This window comes from Cupriavidus sp. FW305-26 (genome assembly GCF_058787975.1).
The window spans coordinates 123,899-135,796 of record NZ_JBYTAH010000005.1; the positions used below are offsets into that span (position 1 = coordinate 123,899).

The 11,898-nt window shown below is 60.2% G+C and carries 15 protein-coding genes; 4 read left to right on the forward strand and 11 right to left on the reverse strand.

The features are described from left to right. Positions 1-62: 62 nt before the first annotated feature. The 6 genes from AC3WQZ_RS05525 to AC3WQZ_RS05550 form a co-directional block, all read right to left on the reverse strand. Positions 63-272, reverse strand: coding sequence for a hypothetical protein (locus tag AC3WQZ_RS05525; RefSeq protein WP_454749569.1), 210 nt, complete (start codon positions 270-272; stop codon positions 63-65). A gap of 103 nt (positions 273-375) precedes the next feature. Then, on the reverse strand, positions 376-1,452 hold the full coding sequence (locus tag AC3WQZ_RS05530) for a primase-helicase zinc-binding domain-containing protein (protein WP_454749570.1): 1,077 nt from the start codon (positions 1,450-1,452) through the stop codon (positions 376-378). A gap of 206 nt (positions 1,453-1,658) precedes the next feature. Next, on the reverse strand, positions 1,659-2,222 hold the full coding sequence (locus AC3WQZ_RS05535) for a single-stranded DNA-binding protein (protein ID WP_454749571.1): 564 nt from the start codon (positions 2,220-2,222) through the stop codon (positions 1,659-1,661). Between the two features lie 12 nt (positions 2,223-2,234). Next, positions 2,235-3,029, reverse strand: a complete 795-nt coding sequence (locus tag AC3WQZ_RS05540; protein ID WP_454749572.1) for a hypothetical protein — start codon at positions 3,027-3,029, stop codon at positions 2,235-2,237. A 3-nt stretch (positions 3,030-3,032) separates the two neighbouring features. After that, complete coding sequence (locus AC3WQZ_RS05545; RefSeq protein WP_454749573.1) at positions 3,033-3,461, reverse strand: hypothetical protein; 429 nt, start codon at positions 3,459-3,461, stop codon at positions 3,033-3,035. Between the two features lie 94 nt (positions 3,462-3,555). Then, the gene (locus AC3WQZ_RS05550) at positions 3,556-3,861 is read right to left on the reverse strand and encodes a hypothetical protein (RefSeq protein WP_454749574.1); all 306 of its coding nucleotides are present in this window, start codon (positions 3,859-3,861) and stop codon (positions 3,556-3,558) included. A gap of 600 nt (positions 3,862-4,461) precedes the next feature. Here AC3WQZ_RS05550 and AC3WQZ_RS05555 point away from each other — a divergent pair. The 4 genes from AC3WQZ_RS05555 to AC3WQZ_RS05570 all read left to right on the forward strand — a co-directional run bounded on the left by AC3WQZ_RS05555 (position 4,462) and on the right by AC3WQZ_RS05570 (position 8,410). Further along, entirely contained in the window at positions 4,462-5,670 is a 1,209-nt protein-coding gene (locus AC3WQZ_RS05555; RefSeq protein WP_454749575.1) for a hypothetical protein, read from the forward strand. Positions 5,671-5,682: 12 nt separating this feature from the next. Then, entirely contained in the window at positions 5,683-6,858 is a 1,176-nt protein-coding gene (locus AC3WQZ_RS05560) for a FlhC family transcriptional regulator (protein ID WP_454749576.1), read from the forward strand. Between the two features lie 20 nt (positions 6,859-6,878). Further along, the gene (locus AC3WQZ_RS05565) at positions 6,879-7,061 is read left to right on the forward strand and encodes a hypothetical protein (RefSeq protein ID WP_454749577.1); all 183 of its coding nucleotides are present in this window, start codon (positions 6,879-6,881) and stop codon (positions 7,059-7,061) included. A gap of 323 nt (positions 7,062-7,384) precedes the next feature. Then, positions 7,385-8,410, forward strand: a complete 1,026-nt coding sequence (locus AC3WQZ_RS05570; protein ID WP_454749578.1) for a CAP domain-containing protein — start codon at positions 7,385-7,387, stop codon at positions 8,408-8,410. Positions 8,411-8,512: 102 nt separating this feature from the next. On the opposite strand, the gene AC3WQZ_RS05575 is transcribed toward AC3WQZ_RS05570, so the two are convergent. From AC3WQZ_RS05575 to AC3WQZ_RS05595, 5 genes are all read right to left on the reverse strand, one after another. After that, a complete protein-coding gene (locus tag AC3WQZ_RS05575; protein WP_454749579.1) occupies positions 8,513-8,989 on the reverse strand; it encodes a hypothetical protein in 477 nt (158 codons plus the stop codon). Positions 8,990-9,001: 12 nt separating this feature from the next. Further along, on the reverse strand, positions 9,002-10,249 hold the full coding sequence (pilV, locus tag AC3WQZ_RS05580; RefSeq protein WP_454749580.1) for a shufflon system plasmid conjugative transfer pilus tip adhesin PilV: 1,248 nt from the start codon (positions 10,247-10,249) through the stop codon (positions 9,002-9,004). Positions 10,250-10,256: 7 nt separating this feature from the next. After that, a complete protein-coding gene (locus tag AC3WQZ_RS05585; RefSeq protein WP_454749581.1) occupies positions 10,257-10,736 on the reverse strand; it encodes a hypothetical protein in 480 nt (159 codons plus the stop codon). Between the two features lie 36 nt (positions 10,737-10,772). Then, complete coding sequence (locus tag AC3WQZ_RS05590) at positions 10,773-11,273, reverse strand: type 4 pilus major pilin (RefSeq protein ID WP_492300150.1); 501 nt, start codon at positions 11,271-11,273, stop codon at positions 10,773-10,775. Positions 11,274-11,372: 99 nt separating this feature from the next. Beyond that, complete coding sequence (locus AC3WQZ_RS05595) at positions 11,373-11,873, reverse strand: type 4 pilus major pilin (RefSeq protein WP_454749583.1); 501 nt, start codon at positions 11,871-11,873, stop codon at positions 11,373-11,375. Positions 11,874-11,898: the final 25 nt, after the last annotated feature.

Below are 11,898 nucleotides of genomic sequence, written 5' to 3' on the forward strand. Positions count from 1 at the left end.
ATATAAGAACCAAAAAAAAGCCCAGCAAGAATTTGCTGGGCTTTTTGCATTGGGATGGCTTCTCAGTGAAGCGTCGGCGTCAAACAGTAATCAAGAGCGGAATCGAACGAGAACCTCCGGTCCAAGAAGGTTAAGCTTCCAGAAGGCTCGCGGCGGTACACATCGAAGAACTGGGCTTCCGATTGCCCGGCATGGACTTCGGTAGTTGCCATGGTGCGCATGGCATGGATGTGCAGCTTGTTGACGATCGCGGTGAAACCCTTTTGCGGCATTGCTTTTCTCCTCGGAGAGCCTGCCAAGGGGGGAATCCTCCCCTGTGGGAAGGACCCACAGGGCAGAGGTTAGGTAAGGCGCCACCGGCTGGTGGCGAACTGATCAGGCGGTAACAGCCTGTTGAGACATCAGGCGCAACTGGTACTCGGTGCGCCATTGATCGCAGAAGTCAGTGCCGCGGACCTTCGGTCGATGCATGACGGTGCGTAGCCCTTCGGCGCGCAACCGCTTTTCCAACGCGAGCGCGTCGGCCATGCCGGGCGACTTTCGGGTCCTCGGGTCGATCCGGTCAAAATCCGCGAAGATATGCACCGTGTGGATGCCCAGGTCGGGCCGCACCACAAACTGACTCAGCAATACCCGGTTGAGGCAATTCCATGCCGGCACACCAAAGAGCATGTACGCCGCATAGGCGTTCTCCAGCCCTTCCGCGACGCCAACTTCGCCATCGCGTGGTTGCATCAGGCGCACTGCACCACCGGCCAACGGCAACGCAGACACATCATTGCGCTTGGCCGGGAGAATCTCCCCGTCCGCAGTGACCACCGTCGCCTTGGCGGGCAGTACTGGGTCGAGCGACGTGCGATGCACAGTGGCCATGCGCCCATCTGGCAGTGTGAACTGCGCAACGATGGTCGGATAGCGGCCGACAAGCTGGCCGTCATACCAATAGTCCTGCACGGCCAGGCGCAAGGCCGTTGGCCGCGGCGCACGCAGGCCAGGAACCCGGGCCGCTAGATAGCGCATGGCGTGATCGCCAGGCACCAGCGTGGCAGCAGCTTCCCACTGCTTCGCAATACGCCGCATCTTGATGGCGGGATTTTCTGCCTTCCCCCGTCGAGCTGGAGTTGGCCTCGTACAGGGGTGTTCGATCGGCGCAGCCCGCTCGCCATTCAACTCGCGCCACAGTTGCGCGTAGGTCATGCCGGTGTAGCAACGCACGAGCTCGAGGCCGTCTCCGGCCTTCGGATTCCCCGCATTGCACTTACGGCAGACCCAATCGCCGCGGCCGCGCTTGTTGTCATAGGTAAAGCGGTCATGGCCACCACAGAGGGGGCACGGACCAGGGCGACCACGCCAGAAGTTGTCCGTCAGGACTTCCGCAGGCAGGTATCGCCTCACCAGAGCGTCCCATTGAGCGGGCGTCCAGCTTTTCACGATATCACTCTGTTCTTTCATGGGATGGCTCCGGTTTGGTCGATGCCTGAGACAGGCGAAGGAACGCTTGCTCAAAAGACATCCCGGCCGAAGCCAGAAGGTCTTTTCAGCATGGCCTTGGGGATCGCGAAAACGGGAATGTGGCAGAACGGCCAGAAGAAGGGACTGCTGCTACAGGGTCGGGCCGGTAGCAGTCAGTTCAAGGGGCTGTTGCGTGATTCAGCGCGTCAGAACATCGGGGCGCCATCGTTGCGGAAAGGAATCCCGTCCAGCGCAGCCGGGCGCGCGAAGGGGATATCGTCGTCATAGTCTGCAAAGCCACCCGAGGGCGGTCGTGCGGGCTGCTGAGGCGCTGGCTGGTGTTGCGCCGGTGGCGCCGAGCGCTGCTCGTTCCCACGACGTTGCTGGGCAGCTGAACGCTCCGCGCCAGCATCGCTGTCGCCATCGTTGTTACCGGCGCGGCCGCCAAGCATCTGCATCTGCTCGGCGACGATCTCGGTGCTGTACTTGTCCTGGCCGGACTGGTCCTGCCACTTGCGCGTGCGAATGCGGCCTTCAATGTAGACCGACGATCCCTTGCGCAAATACTGGCCAGCGATCTCCGCCAGCTTGCCAAAGAACGAAATGCGATGCCACTCGGTGGCTTCCTTCATCTCGCCGGACTGCTTGTCCTTGTAGCGATCGGTGGTGGCTATACGGATGTTTGTCACCGCGTCGCCACTGGGCATGTAACGCGTTTCAGGGTCAGCCCCGAGATTGCCAACGAGGATGACTTTGTTAACGGATGCCATGGTGCTTCCTATTCAATGAACGAGATTGATGTTCCAGACCCACCTGTCCCAGAGCTTCTGCTCTCCGGTCCTTGGGTCCTTAATGGGATTGCCAGTCTTCTTATCGAAGGCCGGCACCTTCTCCTTGCGCAGGCGTTTGACCGCAACACGGTCCCCCATATTGCACCCGGCATCGGAGAGAGCGTCCTTCAGACCTTCGCCCTGCAGCGTCCTCTCGCCGGCAGCCGTGTCCAGCTTGACCGCAAATGACGTGTAGGTACGCGGCCCGCCGGGCTTGCGGTTGGGGAATTCCAGCTCGCCCCACTCGATGAGCGTGCCCACGGTGTAGGCGGATGGGGAACCCCGCTCGGCGGAAGTGCTTCTGGCTTCGTCGCGCTCGCTGTCTTGGTGTTGGCTGCGTGATGCCTGACCACCGTCCTGGCTGCGAGAGGGCTGAACGCGACGCCCTGCTGGCGCGTCACTACTTGTCGGCAAGTCGGTCGCCATCTCGCGCTCGGCTTGAATGACGTCAGCAGCGACCTTCTCCAGCGCTTTGCCTGGATGCTCGCTGACCAGATTCCAACGAGGGAATACCTCTGGCAGCAGCTTGTCGCCATACGGCGTGCTTTGCAACCGATGCTGAAACACTCCAACGAAGTGGATCACACGATCGCCTTCGTCTCGAAGCAGATGGGGAATGCCGTGAACATAGAACTGCCGTTCGTTTGAGGCGCCCGTTCCAACCGGGATGCTGTTGGGAGAGGATTCTCCTCTCGGTTCCGCGATCACGACACTGACCACCCGCTTGATGAGATTAAGCCAAGTCATGGTCTATAGAAGGGAGCCACAGCATAAGCGTCGGACCGCATCGAGGTCGTGGCGCAGCCGGGCATGATTGAGAATCACGTCTTGCAGGGTCTCTGGGTCCACGCCGGATACCGCGCAGACGTAGCTGTATGGCAACGCGCCATTCCAGTAGCCAAAGATCCAGCCGAGCGTCATGGAGTATTCCTCCAGGTCGAGAGGCCGATTGCGCATTCGAGCACGCAGCATCTCGGCACAGTCGATTAGGGATTCCGGCATGTTGTCGCCGCGCCGGCTATCGCAGGCGAGGCTGATGAGAGCGTCGACCATCTGTTCGCGCACCGCCTCGCTCCAGAGCGAAGGGTCGGGCAACGGGTCGAGCTTGGGAGGGAGCACTACGATGGCGGCCGCCTCACCGAAGAAGTCGAGCTGCCATCCAGCTGTTGTCGTTTCCATGATGGTCTCCGGACAGGCACCCGAAGACCCACCTGCCGGCGGGTAACGGGTACCTGCGACAGGTGGAGCGCCGCCTCAGACAGGCGGCAACGGATCAGGAATGGTCGTGCGTTCCCGTTCGACGAATCGGCGTCACAACAGCCGAGCGTTCATACGGTTGCTCGAGCGGATCAACCACTTGCTGCACTTCGTGCTTCGATTTGGAGGTATCCGGCATCGAAACCTTCGGCGCCGCGGGCACGGCCTTGTTCCAGGCCATGGCCCGGTGATACAGGAATGACAGCCCAACGACGGTCACAAAGGCCCCGACGATGAACGACTGCGACGCCATGTACAGCACCATGCAGAGCATGAAGAATTTGAACGGACGCTTGATGAGGTTCGCGACAAAGGATTCCATGGTTTCTCTCCAGAAACGTGACAAGGGGATTTCCTGGCGGATGCCAGGCGATTGTTCGATGCTCCGTGGGAGCAAGGAATCTCTGGAGGGACAGCTGCGCTTCAACGCGCTTGCGGCATGCAGTTGCGCATGGCGTAAGCACGCTGGCGTGGGCGGAGGACTATGAGATTGAGCGCTGCCGCCATTCGGGCGCGCGCTAGGTCGATGCGTCTGAACGCAGGTTTCTCAGGATCCTAACGGCAGCGGATCAAGGAAGGTGGGCAGAAAGCTAACCAAAACCTGCCGGCTTTCCGGAAAAAACACATGAGCATGCTCATAGTTTGAGAGTCGCGGCCGTGATTTAAATTCTCCTTATTTCTGTCTTTCGTTTTCTTAATATCGACCCCTCACCTTAGGGGTAAACCCCTACATTACGGACCAGCCAGTACCGATAAGGGAAGCATAAGCAACCAGCTTTTCACCTGGTACGGCGAAAGGCACCCCTAAATGCAGAGCTTTTGCTGACCAAAAGGCCTCGCACGTTCCGTACTCTCCATGAAGACTTGACCACGTTCCTGGGTCGTTACGCTGGTTGTCAGGTTCCTTCCGAGTGAGCGAAACATGCCGCAGAAAAAAATCAAAACTGAAGACCTTCCTGCCGTGCGGGCAGACATCGTGAATTTCCCTGTGCAACCTGAGGCCTCCCGAGCGGAGCTGGCCTTACGCAATGCGCTGGGGAGTATTCCAGTCAACGAGGACGCATTCAGCCGTCTTCTCCAATGCGTCCGGAACATTCAGCGCACGAAAGACAAGATCTCTCGCCTGCTCCACGACCTTGGGGCGGATCTTCAGCTCATGCATGAATCAACGACCGAAATCGTTGTTGCGGAGTATGGCGACACCCGAGCGGCGCGGTCACGCGCGCGGGAGATGTTCTTCACCATCGCTGAGGATGCACTGGACGTGACGCGTAGCCAGGCACAGCTATACCTTAGTCTCTACCATCGCTTTCTCCAGCACAACGGCGCTCTGTCGAAGCTCAATATCGGTGAACTGATGGTTCTGCGCCGGCGTGACTACTCCTCGGAGGAAATCGACGCGGTCATTGAATTCAAGGAGAACGACCCGGCCTACCAGCGCAAACACATCCGAAAGTTCGTCGAGCGGATTCGTAAGCAGGAGGAGGAAGTTATTGACGTCCAAACCAAGTTGGACATCGCGACGGCGGAGCTTGCAAGCACGGTTTCCGAGAACGCCGACAAGGATTTTGAGATTCGGCGCCTCAACACTGAGCTCGCCCGATTGGCGTCGGAACGCGACGCGGATCGGGAAGCCCTGAGTCACGTGCGGGAGGAGATGACCCGGCAAAACTTGAGCTACAGCGCCATCCGGATGCAGATCGATGATCTGGAGCGCGAGAAGCGAGAGCTGCAGGACCGCATGGCGTTTTCGAAGGCCAATACCCGACCGGAAACCGTTGAAGTGGAAGTCGTTCCGCCAGGCTACGCCACCCTGGAAGACGCCCTGGCCGCGAAGAATGACGAACTCTCCGCGGCAAAGGCAGAGCTGGCAGATATCCAGTCGCGGCGTCAGCAGATTGAGCACGAAATCGCAGAGCGCTCGTCCGTCCTGGATAAGCGTGCGCGCGCCCGTGATGAACTCGCCAAACTGGTGACGGGATTCGAGCAAGTCCTTTCGACATTCGCGTCAGCGCAGCTCACCGTACATATGGCCGGGGATATCTCCGAATTCCGTCCAGCCTTGACGGTGCTCGACAGCATCGTCTCCCGCCTCCACGCCGACATTCGCTCGGCCCTGAACGCCCGATGAGAGCAAGAAGCTATGCAACAGCACTCCCCCACCGCCGAATTTGAGCGTTTGCAGCTCGCCCGGATGACATGCGATCGGATTCGGTCGGCAAACTATCACCTGACCGATCACCTTGCGGAGCTGCTCGGCGCGCACCCTGAGCTTGAGCAGATGCTGCATATCGGCAAATGTGCCGTCGACAAGGTCCGCAAGGCTGAGACCACGCAGCGCGATTTGATGGGCACCCCATTCCTCGTTGTCGTACCGACGCTCTCCGAGGTACAGGACTGGCGTTGCTTGACGGAGAACACAACGACCACGCTGGCCGTGGACACACTGCGCTCCCAGTTGCCTGGCTGGACCAACGACGACAAGTTGCGCTTGTTCTACAACAATCGCCACTACATATGGCTGATGGTCGAGCTGCTCCATGTCAGCATTCTGGCCGCGCCTCTTCTCGGAATCACCAAGGAGCTAGCGGAGTATCTGCGTTCGCTCCCGCAGCACGTCCTTGACATGGCCATTGCGCGAGTCGACTTCCCGATCTTCCGTTGGCGCCTGCATAGCAGGACGTTCTGGATCGACTTCGATTCCAATCGGCTGGGCCCCGACTCGAATGGGCATCACTTCCTGACTTCCATCCCGCTACGCGCCGATCGCATGGCGACGAAGAACAGCTGGACGAACCTCCGGTTGGAGCCATTCCAGAGGAAGGTCTACAGCGAAATGATGGTCCGAAGCCACTGCAGGGCCTCGACTATCACATCGCTGCTGGGCATTACTTCGACCCGCACCCGCAAGCTGTTCCAGCAAATCCACGGAAAATCGTCGCCGTCGGGTCAGCTCCCGACGTCGACCGCCTGGTACTTCGAGCACCCGACCCACCGCCTTCAGGCGACGATCATCGTCTCGCTGTATCGCATTGCATTGGCATTCGGCGCCAATGTCCCGGAGGCTTTCATCGCGGCCTACGATCTTTTCGACAAGTTCTTCGGAACTGCGTCCAAGATCTCCGCCGATCGGGCTTGTCACATTTGCCGAACCATGTCCACCGATGCACAACTGGAATTGGCACCTTGCAGGGTATGCCGGACACCCTATCTCATTGCAAACGCAGCGCCCCGTATTGAACTCAGCCACGCATTCTCCTGCCCCGGCTGCAGTGGGCTACTGGGCGGCGCTATTGGTGCAGCGCGCCGGCGCAAATAAGTCAAAGAGGAACGAACGCTGTGAACACTGCCATTCTATTTTTTGTCGTCTTTGTGGTGCCCGCGGTCCTGGCCTACGAGCTCGCCAGACGATGGGGACGAAGCGGCTGGAAGTGGGCGCTGATCTGCTTCTGCACGCATTACATCGGCCTCTTCCTGCTGTATCTGCTGCCATCACGGGCGACCCCAACGCTTCAGCAGTAGCGCGAGAAGCATCCTGAATGCGCAACGACGAACGGCATGAGTTGCGCGTATTGCGGGTCGCGCAGCATTCGGTTGTGGCGGCACCAAGCGATGATCTCAATGCAGCAACACCACATCTGCAACCATTGCGGCAGGAAGCTCTACACCAGTTGAACCCCACTTTCAGGGGGTCAATTCTGGGTCCAATTTGCCGTCTAGGTGATGTTCCCCTTCGTGTATGCTCACGCCGCCGGAGGCTGGGCGCGGACTTGACTTTGCGCCCCGGACGTTAAGCTAAAAGTAACGGACCGATCCCCGGCCGATTCAAAGTCAGAGGAAGAAAAATGAAAAACTCCAAATTCGCTCTCTCGGTTCTGGCCACGGCCATGACGCTCGCTCTTGCCGCATGTGGCGGTGGTGGTGGCGACGACGGTGGCTCCAAGCAGGAGCCGAACACTCCCCCGACCACGCCGACGACTCCGACGACTCCGCAAGAGCCGACTTCGGTGCCGCCCGCCACGAGCTCGGGCACCCCAACCTACCCTGCAGGGGACCTCCGCCTGTCTTCCTATAATGACCTCAACAACTATCGTATTGCAATGGGTGTTGGCGCGCTGCGGCAGGATGCCTTCCTTGATGCAGCGGCTGACAATCACCTTGCATACATGAAGGCCAACTCAGTCGTAGCCCACGAGGAGGCGCGAGGAAACGCCGGCTTCACGGGGGTGAACCCCTACGAGCAAGCCGTGGCTGCAGGGGCCACGAAGAATCAGTGGGTGAGCCAAGCAGCTTCCAGCTCTCCCTTCTGCGTGGATAGCTTCAAGAATTCGGTGTACCACCTTCAAGGTGTTACCAGCAATCAGGAGACAATCGGGATCGCGAACAGGGATGGCTACTGCGTGATCAACTTCGGCCTGTCCACCGGTGCGAATGGGAGCGGTTATGGGCTCCCGTCGTGGGGCGGGCAGCAATTGCCGGCCACCGGTATGGTCTATTCTCCGGTCGATGGCGAACGTGTTGTTGGTACTTTCACGCCTGCCGGCGAATCGCCGAACCCTGCCGCGGATCTGTCAACGGCCGGACATCCCATTATGTTCCGAGTGCCGGCACCCCAATCCACCGACGTCCTGACTGTTTCCAGCTTCACGCTGACCGGACCCGGTGGTGCCTCGATTCCGGTACGTGTCCTGGTTCCCACCAAGGCGAAGCCTGTTTCCATGGCCGGCTCCGTGGAGGACGCCAAGCTGTATGCTGGTGTCGTCTTCATGCTGCCGACGCAGCCGCTGACAGCGGGCACCTACACGTCCACGTTCGCAGGCGCGCGCAACGGTGTGGCGATCAGCAAGTCGTGGAGCTTCACGGCATTCTAAAACAATCGCGCGTGAATGCGAAAAGGGCCCGCTTTGGCGGTCCGCTTTGGCGGGCCTTGCCTTTTTCTGCTCCCTCCCATAGGGTGTGACCGACCTCACACGTTACCTACAGACTTCGTAGTTGGCGAGGCCCATCATGTTGCCATTGCCCAGATAGGTTCCTTTGCTCGCGCCAATACGATATCCACTTGCTGCAATGCCGGAACTTGCCCGAGCGTTAACCTCAGGCCACTCCATATAGCCAATCCACATTTCGGAAGCGACGACGGAACCACCGAAATAGATCATGTACCCCTTGCCCTCACAACCGCCATCTGCTGAACATTGACCCATATCGCCGATATGGATGCCAAACCGGTAGAGCTCATATTGACACGCGGGCGGCGGCGGTGGCACGCAGCATGGGGGCGGCGGTGGGACCGGAGTATCACAGTATGGCAAGCCGTTGCTCCTTTGCATCCATACCTGCCCCGGCCGGCAATCTGCAACCGTCATGGGAGGGGCCGGAAACGAGTACAGCTGTGCATTGGCTGCAGAGAATTCGGCAGCAAGGACGCATGCCAAAAGAATGCGCTTCATATTCTTCCTGTATTAGAACGTGCAACCGGTTGTGACGATGCCTACCAACTGCCCCCCCAGCGCACCTGTGTCGTTGCCGCTGTACCCGGTCGCCGGCGAGTACGCACTAGCCTGCGCGTACCAGTAGGTTCCGTAGTCGTGCATCATGAACATAGTTCCTTGGATAGGCGGCATCACGTTCCCCGTGATGTTGACCATCTCCTGCTTCGGCGTGTAGAGCGCCCAAGCCGTGCCGTCCGGGCAGCTATCCTTGGAGAACGTCATGCCGTCGGTCACATTTTCAAACTTCCGTGTGATCGACATATTGCCCAGCGCGTTGTTCAAAGCGATATACCGATTGCCCTTGCAGATGTAGCCGACGTTCATCCCACTCGTCGCGAGTTGGCCATTGTTGCCACACCACATTCCGTCGGTCACATTGGTCACGGCCGTGCCGATCGGCTGCCAGATGCCGCCAAAGCAGATCACAAGCCCCGTTCCCGTTGTGCTGGTCCGGATCGATCTGTCAACACCACATGCGCCGCCGGGACTGCCGGTACTCGTCAGGTATGTGTCACCGTTGCTTGTCAGAGCAGCTGTCGCTGTCACACGCCGAGCGTTGTTGAGATCGTTCCCACCCATGTCGAGGGCTGTCTGCATCCGGTTCAATTCCGGATGGCCTGGAACCTGGACGCGATACAGGTACCCGTTGTTGGCCTGCGCACCGGTAAAGGCCAGCAACGATGCGAGCCGGCCGCTGCCCGGGTTGGTGTAGCTCGCCAACGGCACCTGCCAGGCGCCATAGGCCCCATAAGCATTGGAAGGCGTCATCGTGGGGTCGCCATTCTGTCCGGCATAGGGCACGAAGCCACCCTGCGCGCCGGCCTGCGCGGCGATCTGAACGAGTTGGCGTGTGTCCGTGATTGTCCGCCCACCCTGCGACGTCACAAGCGCCTGCAAGTTGTTAGGGGTTGGCTGCAGGACCTGCAGCATCCAGGTCTGGCCGAACACATTCGTCGACGAGAAGCCGACCGGCAGGTAGCCGCCATTGATGAGCATTGCTGGCGTGACCGAGACCGGCACACTCGCGGTGGCCTGCGCGGCCAGTGTCGCGGCCTCGTCCTGCACGAACTGCAGAGCTGCCTTGTCAAAGACAAGCATCTGGCTTGCTGCAGCAGCGGTCTGCACGTTCGTGACGCCGGCCTTCGCCCACGTAGCGAAGCCAGCAAGGCTCAGCATTGAGAGCATCAGCGCGATGATGTATCCGAGTATGGCTTCCATGCGACTTTCAGGTATTCAATTGGACCCAGTGCACCAGCGATCCCACAGGAATAGTCGCTGGCACGGGATAGGCCACACCGGTGGCGATATTGACGGCCGTGCCCTGGCTTCGGACGCGAAACCACGCCAGACTCCCCTGGGTGCTGCCAAGCAGCGCTGCGCTCGCGCCCGACGACACGCGCACATACCCGTACACGTCTCTGCCCCCACCGGGGTTGGCCACTGCCATACAGCCCGCGCCGGCAGGGGTCACCATCCCTGAGGGCAGCACCGGCACCACGCTGGCTCCGACCAGCCCGGGCGTGGCACCCGCGGTCGAAATGCACGCTGCGCCGTAAGCCTGCGCCTGCTGTGCCGTGACAGCCGCGGCCGATTCCATACGACCGGGCACACCGGCGCCGGGCGCCGCTTGCGACAGCTGCATGAGTTGCGCCACGAACCCCAGACAAAACAGGACCGTTGCGATAGGCATGATCAGGTAACCCATGTCGTCCTCCTCAGGAACCAGCGCCGGCTAGGGGTCTCACTGGAAGGTGAGCGTGAAGGTGGCAGTTGCGCTGCAGGCAGCGCCCGCAGTAGCTTGGTCCGGTAGGTTCGTCTGCGTAAACGTGGTGGTCCCAATCACCAGCGAGACGTAGTCCTTGAGGCCGGTGGCCGCGCTAACGCACTGCTTGGCCGTTTGGGCGCCGCCACCACCGAACCGAATCACGCCTTGGGAGCCGCTGTTCGCGGCCGACAGCGTCATGGCATTACCCCAAGGGTCGAGCAACGTCGTGCCACGGACCATGTCCGTCGGGAACATCCCGCCCGTGATCATGGCCGGCACGTTCGCCGTCGTGAAGTTCGTGTAGCCGTTGTTGCCCTGCGAGAAGCCTGCGCGGGCGTTTGTGATCACCTGCGCAATGTTGGTTGCCACCACACCCGCCTTGTGGCTCTGAAAGCCGTTGTAGCCCGCGTAGGCGATACCAACGAGTGCCAGCAGGCCCAGAACAATGGCGACGATCCGCCCAAGAATCCCATCCATGTCATACCCCTTAAGTGCCACGCCCCCATTTCGTTTGCCTTCCATCGCGGACGTGATACCGATGGAGAGGCGTTCGCTGTTCCCGCGACGCCGCCTTGGTTACTGGAAGGTCAGCGCGAACGCCGCTGTAGCGCTACATGCCGCACCAGCGGTAGCCTGGTCCGGGAGGTTGGTCTGGTTGAACGTCGTGGACCCGACCGTCAGCGTCACGTAGTCCTTGAGACCAACGGCGGTGCTTACGCATTGCTTTGCGGTCTGTCCGTTCCCGCCCCCGAAGGTGATGACGCCCTGCGAGCCATTGTTGGCGGACGAAAGCGTGACCGCATTGCCCCACGGATCCACCAGCGTCGTTCCGCGCACCATGTCCGTCGGGAACATGCCGCCCGCGATCATGGCCGCGATGTTCGCTGTGGTGAAGTTGGTATAGCCGTTGTTCCCCTGCGAGAACCCGGCACGCGCGTTCGTGATCAGCTGCGTGATGTTGGTCGCGACCACGCCGGCCTTATGGCTCTGGAAGCCGTTGTACCCCGCATAGGCGATGCCAACCAGTGCGAGCAGGCCCAAGACAATCGCGACGATGCGCCCAAGAATTCCATCCATTCGATACCCCTTTTTAGTTTGAAAT